19 protein-coding genes are annotated in these 26,486 nt (G+C 46.5%); 15 read left to right on the top strand and 4 right to left on the bottom strand.

The window, feature by feature from the left end; all coding sequences use genetic code 11:
- The first annotated feature begins 36 nt into the window (after nt 1-36).
- The 6 genes from ACGTIC_RS09300 to drmB all read left to right on the top strand — a co-directional run bounded on the left by ACGTIC_RS09300 (nt 37) and on the right by drmB (nt 10,921).
- The gene (locus ACGTIC_RS09300; RefSeq protein ID WP_113855824.1) at nt 37-657 is read left to right on the top strand and encodes a sigma-70 family RNA polymerase sigma factor; all 621 of its coding nucleotides are present in this window, start codon (nt 37-39) and stop codon (nt 655-657) included.
- 16 nt (nt 658-673) lie between these two features.
- The gene (locus ACGTIC_RS09295) at nt 674-928 is read left to right on the top strand and encodes a hypothetical protein (protein WP_059075787.1); all 255 of its coding nucleotides are present in this window, start codon (nt 674-676) and stop codon (nt 926-928) included.
- A gap of 344 nt (nt 929-1,272) precedes the next feature.
- Complete coding sequence (locus ACGTIC_RS09290; RefSeq protein WP_113855825.1) at nt 1,273-2,706, top strand: Sau3AI family type II restriction endonuclease; 1,434 nt, start codon at nt 1,273-1,275, stop codon at nt 2,704-2,706.
- 31 nt (nt 2,707-2,737) lie between these two features.
- A complete protein-coding gene (locus ACGTIC_RS09285; RefSeq protein ID WP_113855826.1) occupies nt 2,738-5,275 on the top strand; it encodes a DrmE family protein in 2,538 nt (845 codons plus the stop codon).
- Nucleotides 5,268-8,996 (top strand): helicase-related protein, encoded by a 3,729-nt coding sequence (locus ACGTIC_RS09280; RefSeq protein ID WP_394522439.1) that lies wholly within the window; start codon nt 5,268-5,270, stop codon nt 8,994-8,996. The genes ACGTIC_RS09285 and ACGTIC_RS09280 overlap by 8 nt, the downstream gene beginning before the upstream one ends.
- Nucleotides 8,993-10,921 (top strand): DUF1998 domain-containing protein, encoded by a 1,929-nt coding sequence (drmB, locus tag ACGTIC_RS09275; protein WP_113855829.1) that lies wholly within the window; start codon nt 8,993-8,995, stop codon nt 10,919-10,921. Before ACGTIC_RS09280 ends, drmB begins: the two co-directional genes overlap by 4 nt.
- 53 nt (nt 10,922-10,974) lie before the next feature.
- On the opposite strand, the gene dcm is transcribed toward drmB, so the two are convergent.
- Both dcm and ACGTIC_RS09265 read right to left on the bottom strand, forming a co-directional pair.
- The gene (gene dcm, locus ACGTIC_RS09270) at nt 10,975-12,216 is read right to left on the bottom strand and encodes a DNA (cytosine-5-)-methyltransferase (RefSeq protein ID WP_394522440.1); all 1,242 of its coding nucleotides are present in this window, start codon (nt 12,214-12,216) and stop codon (nt 10,975-10,977) included.
- Between the two features lie 105 nt (nt 12,217-12,321).
- Nucleotides 12,322-12,753: a very short patch repair endonuclease gene (locus ACGTIC_RS09265; protein WP_113855831.1), complete on the bottom strand. Its 432-nt coding sequence runs from the start codon at nt 12,751-12,753 to the stop codon at nt 12,322-12,324.
- Nucleotides 12,754-12,977: 224 nt separating this feature from the next.
- Here ACGTIC_RS09265 and ACGTIC_RS09260 point away from each other — a divergent pair, with 224 nt between their 5' ends.
- Together ACGTIC_RS09260 and ACGTIC_RS09255 are read left to right on the top strand one after the other, a co-directional pair.
- A complete protein-coding gene (locus tag ACGTIC_RS09260; RefSeq protein WP_162816244.1) occupies nt 12,978-13,640 on the top strand; it encodes an HNH endonuclease in 663 nt (220 codons plus the stop codon).
- A 208-nt stretch (nt 13,641-13,848) separates the two neighbouring features.
- Complete coding sequence (locus ACGTIC_RS09255; RefSeq protein WP_113855833.1) at nt 13,849-14,814, top strand: hypothetical protein; 966 nt, start codon at nt 13,849-13,851, stop codon at nt 14,812-14,814.
- 173 nt (nt 14,815-14,987) lie between these two features.
- On the opposite strand, the gene ACGTIC_RS09250 is transcribed toward ACGTIC_RS09255, so the two are convergent.
- Nucleotides 14,988-15,641, bottom strand: coding sequence for a Crp/Fnr family transcriptional regulator (locus tag ACGTIC_RS09250; protein WP_113855834.1), 654 nt, complete (start codon nt 15,639-15,641; stop codon nt 14,988-14,990).
- 104 nt (nt 15,642-15,745) lie between these two features.
- On the opposite strand from ACGTIC_RS09250, the gene ACGTIC_RS09245 reads away from it, so the two are divergent.
- The 6 genes from ACGTIC_RS09245 (at nt 15,746) to ACGTIC_RS09220 (ending at nt 22,778) form a co-directional block, all read left to right on the top strand.
- The gene (locus ACGTIC_RS09245) at nt 15,746-16,516 is read left to right on the top strand and encodes a creatininase family protein (RefSeq protein ID WP_113855835.1); all 771 of its coding nucleotides are present in this window, start codon (nt 15,746-15,748) and stop codon (nt 16,514-16,516) included.
- Nucleotides 16,517-16,538: 22 nt separating this feature from the next.
- Nucleotides 16,539-16,772, top strand: coding sequence for a hypothetical protein (locus ACGTIC_RS09240; protein ID WP_113855836.1), 234 nt, complete (start codon nt 16,539-16,541; stop codon nt 16,770-16,772).
- Nucleotides 16,773-16,794: 22 nt separating this feature from the next.
- The gene (locus ACGTIC_RS09235; protein WP_113855837.1) at nt 16,795-18,267 is read left to right on the top strand and encodes a sodium:solute symporter family protein; all 1,473 of its coding nucleotides are present in this window, start codon (nt 16,795-16,797) and stop codon (nt 18,265-18,267) included.
- A gap of 161 nt (nt 18,268-18,428) precedes the next feature.
- Nucleotides 18,429-19,040 carry a hypothetical protein gene (locus ACGTIC_RS09230; protein WP_162816245.1) on the top strand — a complete coding sequence of 204 codons (612 nt, stop codon included), beginning with the start codon at nt 18,429-18,431 and terminating at the stop codon, nt 19,038-19,040.
- 3 nt (nt 19,041-19,043) lie between these two features.
- Nucleotides 19,044-21,029 (top strand): dynamin family protein, encoded by a 1,986-nt coding sequence (locus ACGTIC_RS09225; protein WP_113855839.1) that lies wholly within the window; start codon nt 19,044-19,046, stop codon nt 21,027-21,029.
- Between the two features lie 9 nt (nt 21,030-21,038).
- Nucleotides 21,039-22,778: a dynamin family protein gene (locus tag ACGTIC_RS09220; RefSeq protein WP_113855840.1), complete on the top strand. Its 1,740-nt coding sequence runs from the start codon at nt 21,039-21,041 to the stop codon at nt 22,776-22,778.
- Between the two features lie 53 nt (nt 22,779-22,831).
- Here ACGTIC_RS09220 and putP read toward each other — a convergent pair whose 3' ends face one another.
- Nucleotides 22,832-24,337, bottom strand: a complete 1,506-nt coding sequence (gene putP, locus ACGTIC_RS09215; protein ID WP_072235716.1) for a sodium/proline symporter PutP — start codon at nt 24,335-24,337, stop codon at nt 22,832-22,834.
- A 224-nt stretch (nt 24,338-24,561) separates the two neighbouring features.
- On the opposite strand from putP, the gene ACGTIC_RS09210 reads away from it, so the two are divergent.
- Nucleotides 24,562-26,439: an ABC-F family ATP-binding cassette domain-containing protein gene (locus ACGTIC_RS09210; protein ID WP_059075792.1), complete on the top strand. Its 1,878-nt coding sequence runs from the start codon at nt 24,562-24,564 to the stop codon at nt 26,437-26,439.
- Nucleotides 26,440-26,486: the final 47 nt, after the last annotated feature.

Below are 26,486 nucleotides of genomic sequence, written 5' to 3'. Positions count from 1 at the left end.
GTTTTTTGCCGGTGAAAGGAGAGAGTTTTTTGTAGAATGACAAATGAAAATAAGGTACAATGGAAATGGACTTTAGACGTATTATCCCGCGCCAAGGACGGTGACACGGCGGCCTTTTCCCAGCTGGCAGAGCAGTACGGGCCGCTCATGGGCGCGGTCAGCTCCCGGTATGTATCGTATTATACGGACCTCTCCGAAGCTCGGCAGGCCGCTCTGCGCGGACTTCATGAAGCTGTCTGCCGGTGGGATGGCACTCATTTTTCCAGCCTGCAGCAGCTTCACTATTTCCTAAAAAAGGAAATCCATCGGTACGTGCGCAACGAAACGGCACGCATGGCCTACGATCGCCGTCATTATGGCCAGAGCATCGACAGCGGCGGCCAATGGACCGACCTGCCAGATGCGATGGCTGATGATGCGCCCGGCCCGGCTGAAGCAGCTATCGAGACCGAACGGAATCAGATCCTGCAGAAAGCCTTGCAGAACCTGCCACCGAGAGAACGGCAGATTGTCACCGGCCGGATCTACGAAAACAAGACCGTCCGTGAACTGGGCGCCCATTTCGGCGTGACCCATCAATACATCTCCAAAATCTACGGCAAAGCCATCCAGAAATTACGCGACTGGCTGACGCCGTATGATATACAGCCTACGTAGAAAGGAGGAGAAACCGATGATACAATCTCTGATTGAACTCACCCATCCCCTGTGGAAGCATCTGGATAAAAAAGTGCAGTTGAAATTTTATGCCGAATGCATCTTAGATACGAACTATCCCGATGGGACCTTTTATTTCGTAAATACGAAACGGGGACTCCGGGCAAAAGGCGTCGAAGCATGCCACCGTCCCGACATCTATATCAAGCCGGACACACCACTGGAACCGTGCACCTGGCTGGAAGAAGGTGAAGAAGAAAAAGGAGCCTGACCGTTACCCTGTCCGGCAAAAAAATCCAATTTCCCCGGACAATCAGCAAAAATCTTTTTTTAAGAAAAGAAAGGAAAAACCTAAAAATGTAACACCATAAAAGCACTGCCTTTACTAGGCAGTGCTTTTATGTATATTCGCTTATATATAGTATTCATTGATACAAACGTATCAAAAACTACAATGGTAAATGTCTAGATTAGACGAAAATTAAGATTTGGGCCATTTTCGTGAAAAAGCTTGACAAGTGAGGAAAAACGATGAGTTGGAGAATATATTTGCAATAGTGTATAATAAAGAAAAAATCCATTTAGCATGAATTTGCAGAAAGGGCTGCACATCTTATGGAACTATACGACAAAAAGGACCCCAAATCGATTGAACGATATGGAAAAGGCATGATAGGGAAGACATTCCGGCAGATTTGGAAAGAAAATGCGGAATCAGGATCGGGCAGTCAGACCTTGATGGAACGGACAGAGACCTCCCGCTATGCCGAACGTCATTCCCAGAAACGATATAAAGGCGGTATGGGCAATCTGGTCGAAGAATGTTATTTCAAATATAAGAGTAACAGCGATTCGAATCCTGATTTTCCCGAAGCTGGTGTAGAATTGAAAGTTACACCTTATAAAATGACGAAGAAAGGTATGACTGCAAAAGAACGACTGATCCTGACCATGATTAATTATGGCGAACTCGTCAAGGAGCCTTCTTTTGAAGAAAGCCATGTATGGCAGAAATCGAAGCTCATTTTACTGGTCTGGTACTTGTATCAGAGCGGCATGGTGAATCTGGATTTCCATATTGATTTTGTCAATTTATTCACTCCGCCTCCGGAAGATATAGAGATTATCAAAGAAGACTATCGGAAAATCCAGGCTAAAGTACGGGCGGGGAAAGCGCATGAATTATCGGAAGGGGACACATTGTATCTCGGTGCTGCGACAAAATCTTCCGACTCATCTAAACGTACAGAGCAGCCGTATAGCGACATAGAAGCGAAACCGCGGGCATTTTCCTATAAAAATTCGTATATGAACCATATCCTGAATTGCTATATTTCTCAGGGTATAGAGACGTATGAACCTATCGTCCAGAAAGGCGAACATTTCGATGATTTTGAAGGATTGGTCATTTCAAAAATCGATGCCTACCGGGGCAAGAGCGTTCCTGAACTTTGCCAGATCTTCAATATCGATATCACTAAGAAAAAGCCGAAGAACCTCGAATCGATGCTGGCATTCCGCATGTTGGGCGTCAAAGGCAATCAGGCTGAAGAATTCGTCAAAGCGGGCATTGTAGTCAAGGCGATACGGATTGAAGCTAATGGCAAAATCAAAGAAAGTATGTCATTTCCTACCTTTAAGTTCAAGGAATTGGTACAACAGACCTGGGATGACTGCGATTTTGGCAATTATCTACGGAGAACGCGCTTTTTATTTGTTGTGTATCGATTCGATGAGGCGGGCCGATTGAATTTACAGGGAGGCGTATTCTGGAACATCCCGTACAAAGACCTGGAAGGTGACGTGAGGAAAGTCTGGGAAACGACGAAACAGGTATTGTGTGCAGGACTCGTAGTTGAAATCGATAATAAAGGGCGATTCCATAATAATTTCCCTAAGAAGACGGATAATCCTGTTTCCCACGTACGTCCTCATGCGCGGGACCAGCAAGATACGGATGAATTGCCAGATGGACGCATATATCCGAAACAATGTTTCTGGCTGAACAATGATTATATACTCAAACAATTGAAACTATATGGATTCTGAAACGGTTATGATTGATGTTAGGCGGTGACTTATGTCTATGTACGATTGGCAATTATTAGATACGGCACTCGAAAAATGCGAAATATATTTAGGCAATACAAAAATAGATAAAACCGATTTGAGAGAATTTAAACGGCTTATTGCTGATAACTTCTTTTCAGAAAAGAAGTTAATTTATAGCTCTATTCCTGCTAGTGATATATTTTTAGGATATCTTTTTGTAATTGCCGGCCTGCTTACGTATATTAACAACAAACAATCTGTTGACGATTATATACATATATTGATTGATACGGCAAAAGATGATTGTAATTTTAAAGTGACCTATGGAAGACTTATATACAAGATAAATCCAGAATTTTCCAACGAAAATGAAATATGCTTAGTGAGTGATAGGAATAGATTGACGAATTATGTGCCACGCGAACGTTGGAACCAAATATCCGACTATGCAGGCAATGCGGAGAACAGGGTGAAACATTATCAGACATTGAAGGACAGAGTGGCTTTTTATGACAAAATTTTTGGTGATGATGGCAAAACCAGACCTATTGCACTCGATGCTATTTCTTATATTGTCGTTAATAAGAAAAGAGCTGACCAAATTTTATCTAAATTATATATCGGAGTTCGAGGGATGGAGAAGAAAAAATTCAGGGAGTTGTTTACGGTAGGGTATCGGAGCAGAGAGAGAGAGGAATTTATCAAATATCCTGGGAGTTTGGGAGAACAGTTCCCCTCGATTGGTATTTGCAATGATTTGGCAACCATAAAAGACTGGATTGAAGACTATGGGGACAGTTATCCCATTACGATGTTATACGTAGCCGATTGGACCATTATCCAAAGAGATAAGGGATTCATTCAGCAGATATTCGCCAATAAGACAATCCCGTTACAGATGTATAACTTCTCTTTCCGGTTCGGTTTGATGAAAGAAATAAGACGGTTACAGGAAGCTGATGTCTATTGGGGATTGACGCCTCTCTATTTAGAATATAATCCTGAACTGATTGATATCGTCAATACAAATCTTTCGGGAACGGTCATTGGAAGATATCTCAGTAGTGCCATTACCTTTGCGGAATATCAGCATGTAGTACAAAAACTTAGAAAATTACAGAAACGAAAAGATGATTCTCAAGATATATTTGCATTCATGTGTCGTTCCATAGGACTTATGCGACGTTTACGGACAGATTGCTTCGGTATTGAAGAAGGCCTCCTTAGTCCTTATATGGAGGACATCCAGCGCTTAGAGGAAATACAAGAATCGATTTATGACTCTGCTATCAAAAAAACATGCTCAGAAATTCTTGCATTTGTAAAACGCTCATACGAAGATATCGAGAAAAATCAATATAAGTATATGGAATTGAACAAGCTTTTAGTGGATAATCCTTATGGAAGGAAATTGTTAATTGTTCCTTATCAACACCAGTGCAACGCTATTAGTCCTTCAGTAAAGAAAATATACAATCTTGATATTGCGACCCCTCTTAAAATTAATGATTATAAAAATTATGATTTGATTCTTGTAAGTGGAACATTTTCTTTGAAGGATTTCCCTGTTTTTTTACATCTCCGGGCGAGACGTACGATTTTCCTTCTATATGAATTTGAAACTCTCGATTATACAAAAATGTCTTCCGATGCGGACAAACAATTACATGATTTTGATGTATTGGCAGGTCTGGAACCAGATGATGGAAGCGTGCCGGACGCAGGTGAACCCATTGAAACCGTTTGGGACGAAAATCTTGATCATATTGATTTTTCTGAGCTCATCAGCCGGTTCCATTCCAGCGATGCAGAAAGCGATGTCAACCAAAGTCAAAAAATAGGAGTAGTCCGTATGGGTCTGTTAGATGACGGTCGGCAGTTTTTATTTTCTAAGAAAAATGTCGAATATCTTGATCAGGAATCCAATGCGGTGCGGACTTTGTCTGTAGAGAACCTGACGAGAGGTATGAGCTTCTTGTACTGTCGGGATTTTGGCAACCGTCAGGATGTTATCCGGGCCATTTTGAAAGAAGAAAAGGAAAAGTCTGACGATTTTAATCAGTCTGTTGCACTAGTGAAACAATGGAAATCGTGTCTGGCTGAATATATGAAGGAACATTCTAAAAACTGGAATGAGTTAAGCCGGCTAATCGGACTCATGGGATATCCGAACTCTGGAGGAGCAACTGTCCGTTCCTGGACTCTGCCAGAAAGCTCTGTCATTGGTCCACGTGACAATAAAGCCTATCAGGCAATCAAGAAAATCATTGCCCCCTACGATGATGATACTACGGCGGAAGCCTATCAGAAAGCGACAGAAACTGTCCGTTATATCCATAATGTCAGTACGAAGAAAATAACGAAAATCCTGCCCCGAGTGTATGAGGAAACGCAACAGGGAATAATAGCGGATACGCCGATAAAACAGATGTTGCAAAATAATCTGAATGAATTTGTAGAAGTACTGACTCTATCTGATATACAAAGTTTGGATCATGAAATAATGATTCCTGGCAATTATGTAAACAAACCCCTGGAAAACGAGGAGTTGACAGACTTTGAATAAAACAGACATCATAAAAGAATGCCTTGAAGCAAGGAAAACAATCATCACAAAATTAAAAATGCAATTGGAAGGTCCGGGAGCGGATGGGAGTATCCCAAATGCGGAACATGAAATCATCACAGATATACCGTCAAGAAGATATAGTTGTGGTATCTTGTATCCACAACGGGTAACTCTCGAAACAGAAGATACAGACGATGAAGACAAGGTTTTAGATGAGGGAAATCTGCCTGTAACAGATGGGGATGAAGCATCTGTCGCAGAACGTGAAGAGACGAGAAAACTAGATAGCAATGTCAAAATCGTTGGAGACAATAAGAGCGAGGATGAAGACGACACTATCAATCTGACGAATCAGTGGTGCCCTTCTTCGATGGGGATTACCTTCTTTGTTACAGGGGACATCCGGTCTTTGCATATCCGATTGACATTTGGAACCTATAGAGTCAGTGGACTGGAAGACTATTGCTATCCTTGTGATGTCAGCTTTGACTATGACATATTGCCCTCTGATATAAAAAATCACATCGGATTGACTGAGGATAAACGGTTCTTCATAGTCAAGGAACCATTTGATGAAAAATGGGTCAGAAATACTTTAAATGTTAAAGAAGCGAGTCCGGGTACTTGTAATTTATGGATCCCGCTCATGGCATTAGCCCAGCAATGTAACAATACCTATCACAAAAGCTATGTGCGTATTCCCCACGCTCTTGATTTCCAGTTTGAAAATAGAGAAGAAGGGTTTATCGATTTAGGTGATTCATTAGATGATACAGATTGCCACTTGACGGCATTTTGCAAATTGATGGATGAGGATAAGCAAATCTGGTCGATTACCCTGATGGTGAGTAATGAATTTAAAGATTACAAGTTGAAAGAATATGAGAAATTCATTTTTCAACCGCATCTTAAAGTCACTATCGATGAACAAGATGATGCGAGATTCTTTGACCGGAACCAGGTGAAAAATGGCTTTTCTATTGATGACGAAGAAGAACGACTGGATTTATTGTATCGCAATCAGAAAAACTATGGTTCCGGATTGGGCACATCCCTTCAATGGGATATTGATGAAAATGGGAAAGGACATCTTTTCAATGATTTCCTGCCTCAAAAAGAATTACCGGGCATGGATTTTCGTCTGCCAACTGATGAATTTACCAAAGAAGAGTCGGAACAAATCCTTTCCATGAAGGTCCATTCTGATTTGGATGGTACGAGTAAGGAAAAGAAATTAGCTTACCTGTCCCGATTGGTAGATTCGTATAGACGTTGGATTGCGGATTTGGAAATAAAAGAAAAAAAATTGCCTGATAAATATCATCGTGCCGCATCTATGAATCTGGCAGATTGTAAAGAAGCAGCTGGACGGATGGCTGACGGGCTGGATTTGTTGCGGGACAACGAACAAGTATATACGGCTTTTTCTTTAGCTAACCGGGCGATGCTAATGCAACGGGTCCATTTGGGTATCATTGCAGATGAAAAATATGGAAAGGAACGGTATGGAAATGAAGATGTCCAAGAATCACCTCTGGGACAGATGTTAACGGACTTAAACGAAATCGAGAACTATTGTAAGTATGGAGATACTTGTTTTTGGAGGCCTTTTCAGTTAGCCTTCATTCTCATGAGCCTGAAAGGAATTGTCGATGAGGATTCAACGGACAGAGAATTGGTCGATTTAATCTGGTTCCCAACTGGTGGCGGTAAGACAGAAGCCTATTTAGGATTATCTGCCTTTGTCATTTTTTACCGGAGATTGGTCTATGGCAAAAAAGCGGGCGGAACGAATATCATCATGCGTTATACCTTGCGATTATTGACATCTCAGCAATTCAGCAGAGCGGCTACCTTGATTTGTGCTTGTGAGATTATCCGGAAGACTTATGGCGTCAAGGAATCTGGCAAACAGAACCGGTATAGCAAAAAGAAAAAAAAGGAAAGTCCGGTTCTCGGGGATGAGCCGATTACCATTGGCTTGTGGATTGGGCACGACCATACACCAAACACATTAGCTGATGCAAAAGAGAAACTACATAAGTTGAAAAGTGGATATGGATCTGAAAATAATAATTTCCAGCTGTTGAAATGTCCGTGGTGCGGAACGCAGCTGACAGTAGAACATGGAAAGGGGAACTGGGGGTATTTCTATGAAAGCCACCCTAAGCATTTTTATTATCAATGTCCTCAGGATGGCTGCCGGTTCCATTCATCGGAAATCCCGGTAATGGTCATCGATGAAGAACTCTATAAGAATCCGCCGACGTTGCTCATCGGCACTGTCGATAAGTTTGCCATGATGACCTGGAAAGAGGACGTGAATAAATTCTTTGGTGCCGATGGACAGCACCGGGGACCAGAATTAATCATACAGGATGAGTTGCATCTGATTTCAGGACCTCTGGGGTCTATCGTGGGCTTGTATGAAACGGCCGTCGATTATATATGCAACCACTATGGGAATGTGAAGCCTAAAATCATTGCTTCCACGGCAACTATCCGACGGGCTAAGTCACAGTGCGCCGCTCTTTATAATCGGGATACACGCCAATTCCCGCCGCCGGGTATCGATGCGGAAGATTCTTATTTTGCACGAAATGATGTCATTGACCATGGGAAAGGAAAATATGGCCGATGCTACGTAGGTATAATGGCTTCCGGTAAAAATCAGGTTTCTACTGAAGTTACGACCATTTCCGATTTGTTACAACTGATTAAAATCTTGAAAACTTTGGATGAAGTGAAAGATACGTATTGGACCTTGACGGGGTACTTCAATAGTCTGAAAGATTTAGGACAATGTGAATCATTAGTAGCCGATGATATCAAAAATAATCTTATTCAATTTTCCCATCGGTTGCAAACGGAACCACGCTACATTTATAAATTGAGGGAATTGACCAGCCGTGTCAAGACGGATGAACTGAATCGGATTTTCAAAGAACTGGAGGATATCAAGTATCACTCTGGTGAGGGAGAGAAGACCTATCCTGTCGATATAGTCCTTAGCAGTAATATGTTGTCTGTGGGCGTTGATATTGCGCGCCTGAACATCCTGCTGATGGTCAATCAGCCAAAATTGAACAGTGAATATATTCAGGCTACCAGCCGCGTCGGTCGTTCGTACCCTGGTCTCGTCCTGACACTGTATAATCAGGGACGTAATCGGGATCAGTCGTACTATGAACAATTCAAGACCTTCCATGAATCCTATTACCGGTTCGTTGAACCGACGGGCGCGACGCCGTTTTCAAAACCAGCCCGGGATAGGGCGTTACATGCCGTGTTAGTTGCTATCATGCGGAATATCCCAGAACTGGCTGAAGAAAAGGACGCCGGTAAATTCAGAAAAGATACGTACCGTGATGATATAAAAAAAATCAGTGACTTCATATTACAACGGGTCCGCGAAATACGGAATCGTGGTAGTCATGTGCATGATGACATCCCAGATGTACGAAGGGAAATCGATAACTTCTTCACTGATTGGGATAACAAGGCCCGGATTATGGAATCAGAATCCAAGGAATTGGTATATGGTAACAGCCGACTCATAGAACGCGGATATACTCAAGATATACCTTGCCGGTTATTGAAGCCATATCATCAAAAAGCGAAAGATGAGATGCGCCCATGGGAAACATTGACTTCCATGCGGAATATTGATAGCGAAGTATCGGGACGAGTATTGATTTGGAAAGAGGGTCAAAAATGAATATGCCTGATGAGAGTGCGATTTTAAATAAAGTTACCCATTCGGTCAGAGCTAACCAGCTGATCCATCAGTTTGGCGTGGGGGCGATGATTCATTTTCCGGATCAGGTTCTCATGAGTGCTGCGCCGGAATTCTGGGAATCTGACGTTACTCCTATCTATGATGAACGGCTGGCAAACAGGCTGGGAGTCAGATATTTTGGTTTGCCGATTAGTGTAGAAGGGGACAATGGAAAACATAGGATGGCTTATGTCCGTTTCCCTCAATGGTACTATTGTCCGAAATGCAAACGATTGAAACCTATGGACGAATGGGTAAAAGAATATAGGATTAAAGCCTCTGATGCGGAGAAGGATAATGATCCGTATATGGTCAAAGACCCGCATTGTCCGTCCTGTGGAAAACATTGGAAATTAGTGGTGTCACGTTTGGTTACCATTTGCGAGCATGGACATATCAATGATTTCCCCTGGATTGCCTGGGCACATAAGCGGGGTAAAGATAAAATCTGCGACCATCCGCAATTGAAGATATATACGATGGGGACTGGGCGATATGGCTTTGACAATATACTGGTAAAATGCGAGACTTGTGGTTCATTAGCTAATTTAAGCGGTATCATGGATAAAGAGCTGTTTGAAAAATTGGACAATGAAGAGGAACAGCGGTTTAAATGCCCTGGGAATCATCCATGGAAACGTATGAAAGAAGGTTGTGATTGCTATCCCCGCGTCTCCTTAAGAGGGGCTTCTTCAGTATATTTTCCGGTTGTTAAGACATCACTGGTGATTCCACCATTTACGACAGATTTTAATGAATTGATTCAACTAACGGATGCATACGACCGGGGATTCCAAAACTACTGTAAAGCGATGGAAAAGAATCGTGGAGAGGATAGGATACAAGAAATTATAGAAGATACAACCGAAGAGATTGTAAAAGAACTGGCTAATTCTAATATTAAGGAAGATGCTATAAAGGAACAATTAAAGAAAAGCTGGATGAATCAGGATGAAAATGCAGAGGAAGATATGGATGAAGACCAGCGTTTCCGTGAAGAGGAATATGATGCGTTAGATGGCGAAGCGCCAAACGCTGACGCGTCTAATTTCTTCAAACGGGAAGAGCAAAAGATAGAGCCCTATCAGGAAACGATTCCCAGCCTGAAACAAGTGGTATTGATTCATAAGATGAGGGAAGTACAGGCTTTGATTGGTTTTTCCCGTATCAATCCGGTTTCTGGACCAGACGATAAAGACCATTTTGTTTGCATAAAAGAACTAACCACGGATTGGTATCCGGGGTATCAAGTACTTGGAGAAGGCATCTTTATCCGATTTGATGAACTCCAGATTGAAAAATGGATCAGCCAGTATAAAGAAAAATTATCTGCTCGTGCAAATACTATCAAGGATAACTATGCAAAATCTTTTTATACTATAAATGGAAAGCAGACGATTACTGTTAAATTTTTGTTTCTCCATTCCTTGGCCCATGCGCTAATCCGTCAGTTGAGTTTTGAATGTGGGTATAATATCGCTTCTCTGCGGGAACGTATTTATTGTGATAAAGGCGATGGCACGGGAAAAGTCATGACGGGCATTTTTATCTACACAGCGAATGGCGATTCTGAAGGCACCCTTGGCGGATTAGTGCGTCAGGGATATAAGGAAACGTTTCCGGATATTATCAAAAAGGCAATAGAAAAAGCGAGATATTGCACGAATGATCCCGTTTGTAGTTTGAGCAAAGGGCAGGGCATCTATTCGATGAATTTAGCCGCTTGCCATTCCTGCTTATTGTTGCCAGAAACAAGTTGTGAAAATTTCAATGCCTTTCTTGACAGAGGTGTTCTGATAGGAACGATGGATGATACAGAGATAGGTTTTTTCAGTAAGGGCTTCGATACCTATAAAAATAAATGAAGAACAAAACCTCCCTGCACGCGATACATGCAGGGAGGTTTTTATACATACAGTTAAGGTTCTTTTTCGATGATAGTATCTAGGACACGGCCCATCCGGGTGATCATCGGCACGACGAGGGCATTGCCCATGCAGAAGTAACGCATGCGGCGTGGCATTTCCTTGCCATTCGCTGTCGTGATACCGGTCCAGCCGGAGGGGAATCCTTGCAGTTTTTCTGCCTCTTCTGGCAGGAGGAGCCGCAATTTCCCCGTATGGGGATCGTTGACCACATGGGTACTGCGGTTCAGTGTACTTTCACTGGTCAGCATGGTGCGGGCCGGTTTATCCCAGGTATCCGGGAAGGCGACGGGGCCTTCAGAAAAGACGTATTTGTGGCCATTGGCGGCGACACGGGGGATTTTCTTTGCGCCCTTGAGGTAGGTCCATTTTTTCAGGCGTTCCACATCCAGATAGAGATCTTCATTTTCTTCCGGACAGGGTTCTAAAATCTTTCCTAAGACGATGGGTGGTTCCCCTTTTTCTGTGACTTCCGTCGTATAAATCTTCCCACCGGTCATGTATCCTGCCTTTTTGAAGGGGAAAGAAAAGGTATCGGATACGGTATACAGGTCTTCCGGAAGTTCCGCTTCTGTAAGAGAAGCAATGTCCGATACAGGGAACGCTTGTGGCATGAGCCCTTTTTCCAGGATAACCGATCCGGCAGTTTCTTCCGCTATGGATTGGGCATATTGGGTCGTGTCCTTGTAGGCAAAAATAAAGATACGCCGTCTCCGTTGGGCTCCCCCATATTCGGCTGCATTGACGACCCTCCATTCGGCAGAATAACCGAGGTTTGCCAGACAGGCGAGAATCATGCCGAAATCGCGGCCCCGTTGTTTGGCCGGGGATTTGAGGAGTCGGTCTACATTTTCAAACAGGCAGAAAGGTGGATGCTTGGCGATGATAGTATCACGGATTTGCCACCATAAGACGCCTTTCCGGCCTTCGATGCCCTGTGATGAAGACAGCGAGTGGGCAACGGAATAGTCCTGACAAGGGAATCCGCCGACCAGCAAGGTGTGGTCCGGGATGGTGGTTTTATTCACCTCAGCAATATCTTCCCCAGTATGGTATTCCCCGTTCGTGTCGGGGCTGTCTCCGAAATGGCTGACATAGCAGTCATGGGCCCATTGTATTTTCTTTCCCGGTTCCCACTGAGAAAACCATACCGTATTCCAGCCGGAAGCGAGAGCGTCGAATCCCAGACGGAATCCACCGACGCCGGCAAATAATTCACAAATCGTTTTTTCCATAATTCTAAGTCCTCCTTGGTTTGTACAACCATCCCACTTGTGTTTGCCGGAATATAGATAGACTGGTAGCACTGTCTGGCGACAGATCGGTTTACCGGCAAATGGTTATGGATTTTTTTTATGACAGGGAATATTAGACAGGATTTCTTCCACACACCCGTCTAAATCCTTGTTGATCTGGTGTTCCCAGAAATGCATAGGGAGCCAGCCCATATGGATGAGCTGCTCATCATAATCTTTATCCCGTTCGATGTTCTGCTCGATTTTCTGGAGCCAGTAGGCCCGGTTCGATTTTATTTTGCATTTCTTGGCATCCCATTGATACCCATGCCAGAAATCACTGTCACAAAAGATAGCGATGTGATATTTGGTCAGAGCGATATCGGGACTGCCGGGCAGGGCCTTATAATTTTTCCGGTAACGGATGCCGCGATGCCATAAGGCTTTGCGCAGCTTTATTTCTATTTTTGTATCCTTGCCACGGATTTTTCCCATGATAGCGGAACGCTCTTTGGTTGTCTTGAATGTATATTTCATAATGCAAGACCTCCACTGGTACCAATATCATATATAGTATCACGATTTACGGAAAAGATCAAGAGTATAAGAGGACTCTATGTGATATAATAAAAAAATAATGTACTTTATATATTTTCAAGAAGATGATTGCCATGCGTACGGACAGACAACATATACAAACGGGTTCTTGTAACACCGTGCTCAAAGAGTATTATGCACGATATCTTCAGGATGTCAGGAAATTGAGCCGGTCTACAGTCCATCATTATTGGGATGCGTTGAATAATATATCCCGCCGGTTGAAGGACATGGGATTGGTCCAGGATGATATTTATGAAATAGGGGATTTAGCCCGGTTACAGGAAGTCAGGGAAATATTGTTTTGTGATGCGGATTTCAAGGCGTTGAATTCCCGGGGAAATCAGATGTATAGTGCCGCTTTTAATAATTATTTCCGGTTCGCGAGTGGAGAAGATATTACGAAGTTCAAGGCCAGAGCGGATGTACTGGATATGCCTGTCGATGTGCCACCATCTCATGTTTCAGAACGTCAGATAGTGTACCGTTCCGGTATCATACGTCTGCAAGTGATGGAGTTTGCCCATTACACGTGTGAGTTACATCCGGAACACAGGAGCTTTATTGCCGAAAAGACGCACAAACCGTACATGGAAGGACATCATGCGATTTCACTGCATAACCAGCCGGCGTTTTCCCATAGTCTTGATGTCTATGCAAACATTGTCTGCCTCTGTCCCGTTTGTCACCGACAGATTCATTATGGATTGATTGAAGATAAAACGGAGATGTTGCGTCAGATTTATCATTTCAGGGCAGAACGGCTGGCAAAAAGCGGATTGCCGGTCAGTGAGAATGAATTTTTAGAACTGGCTATGCGTCAGTAAAATTTGTGACTACTGTGGGAAATGGAAATAAGCCAGATGTCTGATAAAGTCTAGTCCAAGTAATTTCCCATATAAACTTTATTCTTACAGCCGTCTGATGTTGATATTTTGATCGGATTGGTACAGCCATAATAGAGAACGGTGCGAGTCCGTGGCCGTATGGAATAGGAATGGCGTGAGGTATGACACCATAACAAGGGAGGAAGGAATGGAAGAAAAGAAAATATATGATATTGATTGGGATTTAGTTTCTTTTTGCGACAGTGACATAGAGCTGCCAGATCATAAGGAGCTGGAACAGCAGGTCACCCATAGTATTTGCGGCGGAAACTATTCTCTTATCCTCGATTTGGTACAGGTTTTGAATCGTGATAGAGATGTGGAGTTTTTTCAGGATATGGTACAGATTATCTTTTCTCGCCATGATACAGAATGGATTGAGCATATCGATTCTTATTTTTTTAAATTTGTGTCAGAAGAACTGGAGGTAACCCAGGTTTTCTTATCTGTTGCCTTAGGCTGCGACATACCACGGATACAGCGGGCCATGTTGCTCAATTTGTATCTTAATCAGCGAATGTATATACGGTGTCTTTCTATAGAACACTGTCGTACATATATCCGTTGGATACGAAGGGGTGGGTTAGAGCCATACAATCTTCATCAGCAGAACCGCCGTTTTTCCATGTTAACGGACAAGATGTTCCAAACTATTCTTCAGGCAGCAGAGAAAGGAGATGAGCAGACCTATACATACTATTTATGTTATGCCTCTGATATAGAAAATATTCCTGATACAGATATGGTGCTGGAATCGGTACTGACCTCGGTTTTGTATCAGATAAATGATCTGCATGATCCAGTGCTTCTTCATTATATTTTGCATAAACTGCAAAATCCTATCAGAACTTTTCTCATGTATATAGAAGAAGAAAATATGGACGCACTCTGCCACTATGCGTTAGACTGCATACGTCTGGATTTGCTGTTCATGATACTCTGGTTCTTGACACCTAAGTCACGTCAAGTTCTGGAAGCGGATCGTTGGTTAAAAGAGAACGCAGAGCATTTGCAAAATCTTCATTTACAATCACTATACGAGCAATGGAGTCAGGAGATACAGGACTTTGCTCTTGTACCTGATAATGCGGGACAGATAGAGTGTATTTTTTGATAAGGTGAAATAGGAGATTTAGCTAATATCGATTCATTATAAAAAAGAACAATTCAATACAGCCTGCAGGAAATAGCCTTGATAAGATAGATGGAAAGTTGTTATACGATTATTACCGAATATAAAGTGAAGCACGAATATGATGCGCATGAGTATCATATTCGTGCTTCCTTTTATTTACAGTGCATAACGATGATGTGCCGGTGGACTTTGCAAATTTTACCTTCTTTTTCCAGTTTTGATAGTTCCCTTGTGATGGTACTGCGGGTAGAGCCCAACATTTGTGAAAAATCTTCATGAGTAAACGGATATTTTATGCGTATGCCAGAAGGTACGGAAGTCCCATGTTGATGTGCCAGCCGAAGTAGTAAATTATATAGACGCTGTGAGATATTACAGTATGCAGTATCTTTTATTTGAGCCATCAAAATCCGGATTTTTGTAGAATGCAGTTGCATAATAGCCTTTGTATATGCTGGATTTATTTTTAAAATATCAAAAAATTCGATTTTGTTGATTCGTTTTAAAATGACGGGGGTAATGGCAGTTGTGATTACCTTATCCTCATCTTCTTGCAATAATGTGATTTCACCGAATACATCACCCGTTGATAACAAGAGAAGAATCCGGACGTTTCCATTTTCATCAACAAAACTATGTGAAATACATCCGGAACATATCAAGTATACATAATTATTCGTTCCTTCGTCACATGAAATCAATGCCCCTTTGGGTAGAGTGAATTTGGCCCCTGATTGGGAAAAAGCCTTTAATAATACGGGCCTATATGAGTTATAAATAGCTTTACTTGGAAAAAACGTATTCATCTTGTCTCCTAATAATAGAAAAATGTGTTCTACAACACATACACTTTTTAATTTTTACTATATAATATAGCATATTCACAAAATAAACAAGGAGGAACTCAAAGATGAATACCTGGTTACAGACAAAAACATGGAAAGAAGCAAAAGAAGCGATTGAACAAAGTAAGGGCGTAGCAGTATTATCCATTGGCAGTGTAGAACAGCATAGTTATCATCTTCCTGTGGGAACAGATAGTTATGTTGCTATTGCACTGGCTGAAGAAGCTTGTCAAAAAACAAATGCCTTGTTAGTGCCTCCTATCTGGTTTGGCTGGAGCCCCCATCACATGGTGCTTCCAGGTACGATTACGATTAAAGCAGAAACGATGATTGCTCTGACCTATGATGTCATTGCGTCTCTAAAACATCATGGAATAACAAAATTTGTGTTAATCAATGGACATCGTATTGTTAATGTGATTTGGATGCAATTGCTAGGCGAAAAAGTACAGCGGGAATTAGATGTTACCGTTAAAATTTTTGACCCAGCCTATATGTCTAAAGATATTGCAGCATCCTTAGGCTTTGGACCTGTAGGACATGCTGAAGAAGCAGAAACTTCACATATGTTGTATATTCATCCCGAACTGGTACATATGGAACTGGCTAAAGATAATCCGATCAAGGAGGTTCCGCTATATTCCGTAGATCCTGCTTATACTCATGACACACTATGTTACGTTCCCAGTAAATATCAAAGTGCTGAGAAAAATGCGAAGATAGCCGGTGGTACGACAGGGGAACCGACAAAAGCCAGTGCAGAAAAAGGAAAGATATATCATGAACACCTGATGAAGCATTTAATTACTGTCATTGAAGAATTGCAGGGGCAGTAAGGACGGGAAGGGGGAAATTGTTATGAAAAATTTTTCCTGTTCAAAACTCATATATGGTGTATTTATTCTCGTATTGATTATGGTAAATCCACCTGTTGTCTATTATGTCAGCGATTATGCGAAACTTCATCCGTTTGTTTTTGGTTGGCCAACCTTACTTGTATGGCTCGATTTCTGGTATGTTACTGGCATTCTTGCGTTTATAGCTGGTGCATTTACCATCGAAAGTTGGAAACGGGTGTATAAAGATTATTGATGAGAGAAAGGATGTGATTGTAATGAATATTGGTTTAATCATATTAGCGTTATATACGCTTACTCTTTTAGGGATTGCCTGGTATGCTTCCCGAAAGAGTGAAAAAAATATTAAGGATTTTACAACTGCCAGTAGTTCATTGGGAATATTCGTCCTGACTCTTACTTTTAGTGCGACGTATCATAGTGCGTACGCGTTTCTCGGTGCCGGTGGATTTATCTATCAAAACGGCGTAGGTTGGTGGGAAAACGGCATCTGGACTGTTTTTCCCGGTATCCTTTTCTGGGTCATTGGCAGGCGTTTTTGGCTTCTTGGTAAAACACGCGGATATTTATCTATGGCGCAGTACATGACAGATGTTTATCAGACAAAGTGGCTGGGCGTCATCGTTACGGTCATTACTCTGGTTTTCACCGTACCCTATGTTGCCATGCAGGCTATTGGATCCGGGTATATTTTTCAGACGATTAGTGGAGGGATGTTAAGTTACTCTGTAGGGACCTTTATTTTCTTCGGGTTAATGATCATCCTCGTGTGGCTTGGTGGTATGAAAGGTGTCGCATGGACAGATGCTGCACAAGGTGTATTTATGTGGATTGGTATGGTCATCGGCTCGTATTGGATCATATCTGTAACATACGGGAGCCTGGATCAGGCATATCAGGCGGTTTGGGAATCTATGCCGGCGTTATTTACACTTCCTGGTCCTAAAGGAGTAGTAACTCCAGCTGACTGGGTATCACGATGGACGGTTATTACGATTGGTATGATGATGTTTCCTCACATTACTTTACGATTCTTCTCAGGAAAATCATTACGCGTCCTGAAATGGTCATCCATTTTTTCTTCTATTTATCTGACTTCTATTTATGTGTTTTTGCCAGCTGTCGGCATGGCAGGGAATTTGCTCCTTCCTGGATTAAAAACTCCGGATACAGTTTTCCCGGAATTACTGTTGCAATATACTCCGATTGTTTTTGCTGCACTGGTCATAGCCGGTGCACTGGCGGCATCTATGTCTACAGGAGAATCGCAGCTGCATGCTGTCAGTACGATGATTTCTACAGATGTATATAAGCCATACATCAATAAAAACGCCTCGGATTATCAGCAATACAAAGTAGCAAAAATGGCAATTCTGTTTTTCGGTTTATTATCCGTCATCGTCGCATTAAGCCGTCCAGGCATTTTGGCAAATATTTTGGCTTTGTCTAATGGCGGCGTAGCGGCGCTGGCACCTGCCATGCTCGGTGGCGTTTTCTGGAAAAAGTCAACGAAAGAAGCAGCTTTAAGCAGTATCCTGATTGGTGAAACAATCATGGTTATCACGACGTTCTTCATAAAAAGCCCATTAGGCATTATGGGTGGTTTATGGGGACTGATTGCAGCTTTCATTATTTTTGTAGTTGTTAGTTCATGTACCAAGGCACAGAAAAACACCGTAGAAATTGTGACGTCTGTCAGTGAATTTTTTGCAGACCGTCAGCAAAAATAATATAAAAATTCTGTATGTAAGCCCGTGGATGTGCAATACACACGTATGATTGTATATCCATGGGCTTTTTGCGATATAAATTACAGGCTTCATCATTACAGCAGTCTGATGTATAATATGGATATATATTACCCGGCCGCTGCGTGCCGGGGTGAAGAAAGGTGATAGTCGTGTCCAAAGAGCTGGAACAGGAGTTTACGAAGGTCATTTCATCGGTGACGAAGGAGATAACGGAGTCGGTGGTGCGCGATTCGGCACTGGCTTCTGTAAAAGAGCTGAACGAGTCGCTGCAGGCGCTGAAGAAGGATTCGCCCAGGCTGGTGAAGGATATAGAAAAGGCAGAGGCGATGTATGCTGATGTTTCCCAGCATGCTCTGGATAATATGCAGCGTTTTGCTGATTTTATCAGTTCCTGGCAGGAACAGCAGTCAGAGCTGCTGAAAGAGATAGGGAACCGCAATGATATGGTTTCCCGATGGCTGCAGCAGTCAGAGAAACGGCGCATAGAAAACGTGAAGTCTTTGCAGCATCAGGGCGAGGAACAGAAGAAAGAACTGGATGATATCCTGCAGGGTGTAAAGCTGGTACTCCAGCATTCGCTTGACATGGAGAAAAAGATCAATGCAGAGCATCTGGAACAGGTGAAAACGCTGGCGGCATATGATGCGGCCCTTTCTTCTAAGTTGACGACACTCAAGGTGCTGGCCGGCATCAATTTCGTCATACTGGCGGCTCTGGCCGGGTATACCATAAAAGGCATCATAGGGGGATAAGTGATGATTTCTAAGGATACGTTTGCCGCGGTGCAGTCCCTCTATGATGATGTGGAAGACGGGTATAATCAGCGTATCCGCCGGCATGTCCAGCAGCAGATGCTGGCTCATCTCGACGATATCACCCGCGAGCTGGAGGCCATCCATACGGCTTGTGGCGCAAAGACTGTCCGGCTCCACGATTATATCCAGGTCATAGAGGAAACGTGTACGGCCATTCATCAGCTGGCGGAACGGCTGAATGAGAATTTTATGCTTTTTGTCATGGGAAGTGGCAAGAACGGGAAATCGACGCTGATCAATGCCCTGTTGGGCCAGCAGGCGGCGGCAGAGGATTTCCTGCCGAAGACGTGGAAAATCGATGTGTTCCATGATGCGGACTTGGATGCCTCTTGTACGCTCACCTTCAAAGACGGGTCCTGCCGGTCGATGACCGCCGGCGAAGCCCAGGCATATATCGAAGGGGAAGAACAGAAGCGGAAAGATTCGGAACGGGCGATCCGTCAGGAACTGCGGGAGTTCAAGAAGAAAAAAGTGCCCCTCGAAGTACTGGAAGAAAAGCAGCGGGAACTGCGCAAGTACGGCCTGTACCAGTCGCAGGTCATCGAAGCGTCCTGGCCGGTCGGCCACAGTGATATCCTGAGCCATTACCGCCTCGTCGATACGCCGGGCCTCAGGCAGGAACTGGACGATATGATCGTTGCCAGCGCGGAAGAATATTTCTCCAAGGCCGATGGCGTCATCTGGATCCTGCCGGGGGATAAGATTGCCAGTGCCGGCGACCATACGGAGCTGCGCCGGCTTTGTGAGAAATATGAGAAGCATCCCGATAACATCATTGCCGTCGTCAACCGCATGGATATCGTGCGGCAGAACGGCCAGGATCCAGACGATGTGCTGGCGGAAGCACGGCGGTTCTATGGGGACTTGTTCACGGAAATCGTCCCTATTTCGGCCAGGGAAGCCCGGCAGGCGGAAGATATGCTGCATCAGGACGGTATCAGCAAAACAGAGCGGCAGGAAGCGGAAGCCCTGCTGGAACGAAGCAATCTGCCGGCTCTCCTGCAGTTGTTGAACCGGACGCTCTTTGCCGACGCCCTGGACATCCAGATCCGCAGCAAGCTCCGCGGCTGCCGCGATTTGTTGGATCACATCCGCCAGGAGGCGGGGCAGGCCTCTTTGCTCCTCGCCGAAGTGAGCGGTCAGCGGGAGGCGAAGATCGCTGCCTGGAACAAGGATTCGTCGGAAATCCTGGACCGGCTGAAGCAGGATCTGGAGACGTTCCAGGACCAGGAAGCGAAGCGCATCCATCGGGAAGCGGGCCGTGTGGAAGATGAGCTCTGGGATATGGAGACGGATTACCGCAACGAGTATATCCTGGAACAGATCATCTGCCCGGAATCGCTGGAACGGCGCCTCCATGAGTTGGTAGAGGCCCATAGCCGCCAGCTCATGGACCTCTACCGCCGTCATCTGCAAAAAGCGCCTTTCAAGGAATTTCCCTCTCTGAAGGAGGATGAAATGACCGTCTGCCTCAATCAGCAGGGCGTCATCGGCAGGGCCAATCTGTCCGATGATCTGAGCGGTCAGGGCAGTGCCCAGCTGGCCCTGGGAGGAGCCCTGGCCATCGGGGCGGCGGCACTGCTCGGCCCCGTAGGGCTTATCTTTGCCGGACTGGCAGCGACGGATATTGGCAAAAGCGTGGCCAAATTCCTGTCCCGTACGTTTGGTTCCAGTATGGCCGATAAGATACAGAGGCGGTTTGAAGACCAGATGGCCGATGTCCGGAAGAAGCTGGAAAGGGAGTACCAGGATTATATCGAAAAGTCGGGAGGTTCCATCGATTCTCTGCGGGAATCGACGTATGCCGAGCTCTACGGGCCGTCAGATCAGACACAGACCGTCATGGAGCATCTCCAGAAACTGGACGGCCTGGGCCGGCTGCAGGTGATACCGCTCCGGGTCCAGGACATTATTTTTTCTCATTAGGAGGATTTCATGGACGTTAGAACTTATATAGACGGGCTGCTGGCCCGGGCTGAGCAGTCGCCCCTGTTCGGTGACGAAGCTTTTCCCGGCCTGTACCCGGTGTACCGCGACCTGCAGCTGCTGCGGGCCAAAGTCGAACAGCCGCTCCATGCCGCCATCATCGGCGAGGTCAAAGCGGGGAAATCGACGTTGATCAACGCTTTTGCCGGGGGTGACATTTCCCCGACGGATGCGACGGAAACGACGGCGTGCATCATGAAGATTGCCTATTCGCCGGAAGAAAAGGCCGTCCTGCATTTCCGGGACGGGACAGAACGGGAAGGGTCTGTGAGCGACATATACGGCCTGTTAGAAGAGCATCACAACGATCAGGATTTCTTCGGTCACTGCGATTACGTGGAAGTCGGCCGGAACCTGCAGGGCCTGCGCCATATCTGCCTCATCGACACGCCGGGGCTGGAAACGATTACGACGGCCAATGAATCGCGCACGACTGACTATTTCCAGTCCGTCGATGTGGTCCTCTGGGTATTCAATGGCAATTATCTGGGCCAGAGCGATGTCAATGAACGGGTACGCCAGGTGGCCCAGATGGGCAAGCCTATCGTGGCGGTCATCAACCGCATCGATCAGGTGGACGGCGACCCGCAGGATCTGGTCGATTATCTCGATGACTCGCTGGGAATCTATCTGGAAGAGATTTTCCCCCTGTCGGCCCGCAAGGCCTACGAAGGGGTCATGCAGGCCGACCAGCAGCTCCAGGACGAATCGGGGTTTACCGATCTGTATACGTATCTGGACGAGCACATCGAACGCCATGTCGATGATGTGCAGCTGGACAGTATCATGAAATCGGCACGGGTACTGGAGGATAAGATGAAACTCCTGCACCGCCAGGCATTGGATCAGATTGAACGGAAGCTCCACACGTATATGGAACTGGATGAGCAGATCCAGTACAACGGGAAGATGCTGTCCGAAAAGGCGCTGAGCCAGACGAGAGAGTGGCTGCAGCATACGTTCCTGAGCCGGGCGGAAGGGGCCCTGTACAGCCAGATCGGGTCGGGCAATGCCTTCAGCAGTTCGTCCCAGGACGAGTTCCAGCAGACGCTGCGTCAGGTCCTGTCCCAGGAACGGATCCGCAGTGAAATAGAGGGGTATCTGCAGCAGTTGTCGGAAACGATACGATCGGACTGGCAGGGACGGCTTTCGGGGATTGATGCCGAATTGTCGCGCATGTATGAACAGGAGCAGGAAAAGAACCAGATGGAAATGGCGCGGCTTTCCCTTTCGATGCAGGAAAATACCGGCATGGAATCGGTGAAAAATTCCGTCCTGGCCGCCGGGGCTGCCGGAGGTGCCCTGTCCATCTATTCGGCTGTCGTCGCGCCGGCTGCGGCCCACGTCACATTGGGAGCGGCCGTGAGCACTATCATGCCGCCGGTCCTCCTGGCAGGGGCCGCCGTCGGGCTGGTCACGGGCTATGCCAGGAGCAGGAAGGTAAAGACACAGCAGCGCCAGCAGGTACGGGAAGTACTGGGCATGGTACGGGACAAGACGGGAGCGACGCTGCTTCCAGCCTTGAAAACGTATCTGGAAGAAATTTGCCAGGCTACCCAGACAGAAGCCAAACGGGATTTCGTCGAAAAGAACTTCGCCGGCCGGAGCGTGCAGGATTTGCAGCAGCTGGTGGAACAGTTGAAACAAATCGTCCGTCAGGACGAAGCGGACCTGCGCGTACTGGATTGAATCAGCCACTAAAAAAAGGACTGTCTTCATGCGACAGTCCTTTTTGCTACCTATTATTCGTCTTCATTTTTGAGTACGGTGATTTTCTGTTTCAGGCTGACGGCCCGGTCGAATTCAGCCTGGATTTCGGCACTGGGCGGTGCGTCCCATTTGCTGACCAGATAGATGGCCACCAGGGAGAAGATGAAGCCCGGCACGATTTCATAGAGGCCGAACCAGGCGAACTGTTTCCAGATGAGGACCGTGAGGCCGCCGACGATGATGCCGGCCAGGGCCCCGTTTTTGGTCATCCGTTTCCAGAACAGAGACAGGAGGATGCAGGGACCGAAAGCTGCCCCGAATCCGGCCCAGGCGTAGGCTACCATGGTCAGGATATAGTTATTGGGGTCGAGGGCCAGGTAGATAGCCAGTGCCGCCACGACGAGGACGGTGAAACGGCTGACGTAGATCAGTTCTTTGTCACTGGCTTTGGTGTTGATGAACGTGTGGTACATGTCTTTGGAAATAGCCGATGCCGTGACCAGAAGCTGGGACGAGGCCGTGCTCATGATGGCGGCCAGGACGGCAGACCAGATGAGGCCCGACAGGAAAGGCGGGAAGAGTTCCTGACTCATGATGAGGAAGACTTTTTCCGAATCGGCTCCGACAAGCGGCGTCTGCAGGACGACTTTGCCGACGAGGCCGACGAATACGGCTGCGGCTAGGGAAATGATGACCCAGGTCATGGCGATGTGTTTGGCTTTTTTCAGTTCCATGGGGTCTCCGATGGCCATGAAGCGCACCAGGATGTGGGGCTGGCCGAAGTAGCCGACGCCCCAGCCGATGGCCGAGATGATGGCGATGATGCCGGTCATGCTGGTGTCCGGTACGAGCTGGAGCAGCTGTGGCGAATCAGTAGCGACCCGGTCCAGTACGGGCCCCAGGCCGCCGTAGCTGATGACGCCTACGACGGGGACCAGGACGATGGCCAGGAACATCATGCAGCCCTGGATGAAGTCCGTCCAGCAGACGGCCATGAAACCGCCCAGGAAGGTATAGACGACGACTACGCCGGCCCCAATCAGCAGGGCGTGGAAGTAGTCCAGGCCAAAGACAGTCTGGAACAGCTTGCCGCCGGCGACGAATCCCGATGACGTGTAGATCAGGAAGAAGATGAGGATGAAGATGGCAGAAATGAGGCGGATGATATTCTTTTCATCATGGAACCGGTTTTTCAGGTAGTCCGGCATGGTGAGGCTGTTGTTGGCCACTTCTGTATAATTACGCAGTCTGCGCGATACGAAGTGCCAGTTGAGGAAGGTCCCCAGACAGAGACCAAAGGCCGTCCAGAATGCGGAAATACCGATGGCATAGGCAAAACCGGGCAGGCCCATGAGCATCCAGCCGCTCATATCCGAGGCTTCGGCACTCATGGAAGTAATCCACGGGCCGAGACTGCGTCCGCCCAGAATATAGTCACTGAGGCGCTGCTGGGACCGGGAGTAGTAGACACCGATGGACAGCATGGCCAGGAGATAGAGGGCAAAGGCGCTCAAAACGACAATATTTGTCTGAAACATGAATGAAAACTCCTTTGTAAAAAAATGCAATACCATAGATTATTTTATTTTACCGCATATGTCAACATATGGCAATACTTTTCAGGAAGGGAAAGGATGATGGGGAGTGGCGAGTGGGAAGGGAGAGAAAAGGCAGTTTGAAGTTTGATGTTTGAAGAAGTCTGGCTTTTTCTTTTCCAGCCCTTTATAATGGAGAAGAAACTGAAATAAAAGGATGACTGACGATGAATATATTAACCGTAGAAGGCGTGGCCAAATCGTATGGCACGCGCGTGTTATTTGATGATGTGACTTTTTCCATCGATGGCGGGCAGAAACTGGGCCTCATCGGCCTGAACGGGGCAGGCAAGACGACGCTGCTCAAGATCATTGCCGGCCTGGCCGAGGCGGATACAGGGGAAATCTGGCGCAATCCCAAGGCGCGCATCCATTATCTTCCCCAGGAGCCGCAGTTCCAGCCGGGCCGCAGCGTACTGGAAAGCGTTCTTGACGGCGACCTGCCAGTCATGGATGTCCTGCGCCGTTACGAAGCGGCCGTCGAAGAAGACGATGATGAAGCCGTGCTGAAACTGACCGGGGAAATGGACGAAAAGCAGGCCTGGGAGCTGGAGCAGCATGCCAAAGTGGTACTCCAGAAACTGGGGATTTCCGATTTGTCCCAGTCCGTCGATACCTTGTCCGGCGGGCAGCGGAAACGGCTCGGCCTGGCCCGGGCGCTGATCCTGCCCTGTGACCTGCTCATCATGGATGAACCGACGAACCATCTGGACGACCGGACTATCTGCTGGCTGGAAGACTACCTTCACGACAGTAAGTCCGCCCTGCTCCTGAGTACCCATGACCGTTATTTCCTCGACCGCGTCGCCGGATCGATGCTGGAACTCGACCGGGGAAAAGTCTATACGTATAGTGGCAATTATGCAGCCTACCTCGAACAGCGCCAGGCCCGGCTGGAACGGGAGGAAGCGGAAGCGGCCAAGCGGCGCAACCTCATCCGCCGGGAAACGGCCTGGATCCGCCGCGGCGCCCAGGCACGCTCGACCAAGCAGAAGGCACGGCGTGACCGCTATGAAGCCTTGTGCGCCATGGAAAACGGCAAGCCCATCGATAATGTGGAAATCTTCGATACGTCGGTCCGTCTGGGCAAGACCATTATCGACATGGATGACGTGGCCTTTTCTTATCCGGGCAAGGCGCCCCTTTTTTCCCACGTGACCTATCACGTCGTCAAACACGACCGCATCGGCATCATCGGGGAAAACGGCGTCGGCAAATCGACGCTGCTCCGGGTCATCGCCGGCCAGCTGCCGCCCGTTTCGGGTACGATTACCATCGGCCAGACCGTCCGCTTCGGATTTTTTACACAGCAGCTCCCGGAATTTGACGAATCCCAGCGGGTCATCGATTACGTCCAGGAACACGGCCATTACGTAGTCAATCAGTTCGGCGAACACATTTCGGCATCGCGCCTGCTGGAACAGTTCCTGTTCACGGAAGACATGCAGTATACCTATATTTATAAGCTCAGCGGCGGTGAACGGCGCCGTCTCTATCTGCTGCGCCTGCTCATGGACCAGCCCAATGTGCTCCTCCTGGATGAACCGACGAATGACCTGGACATCCCGACCCTGACCGTACTGGAGCAGTACCTCGATACGTATCAGGGCGTCGTCCTCGTCGTATCCCATGACCGCTATTTCCTCGACCGCGTGGCCGACAAGCTGTTTGTCCTCAAAGACGGTACGTGGAGCCGCTATTACGGCGATTACAGCGAATATCTGGAAGAGATGCTCCGTCAGAAAGAGCCGAAAAAAGATGCTCTTTCCCGCGATAGTGGGGACAGCCGGGGCAAAGAAGCGCCGCCAGAGCCGGCACCAGTCAGAAAAGGTCTGACGTCACGGCAGGAACAGGAGCTGGAGCAGATCACCCAGGACCTGCCCCGTTATGAAGGGCTGCTCAAAGGGCTCAACGCCGCTATTGCAGCCGCTGGCAGCGATTATGAAACGGTAGAGAGCCTGTTGAAGGAACAGGAAGAGACAAAGGCCAAAGTGGATGAACTGACGGAACGCTGGTGCGAACTGGAAGAGTTGAAAGAATCATAAGAATCATAAAGAAAGGGCGCTGCCTCACGGTCAGCGCCTTTTTCATT

The organism is Megasphaera hexanoica (assembly GCF_043520715.1).
In the GTDB taxonomy this organism is placed as follows: domain Bacteria; phylum Bacillota; class Negativicutes; order Veillonellales; family Megasphaeraceae; genus Megasphaera; species Megasphaera hexanoica.
The sequence above is the reverse complement of the archived record's forward strand: the minus strand, read 5'-3'. Positions and strand labels throughout refer to the sequence as shown.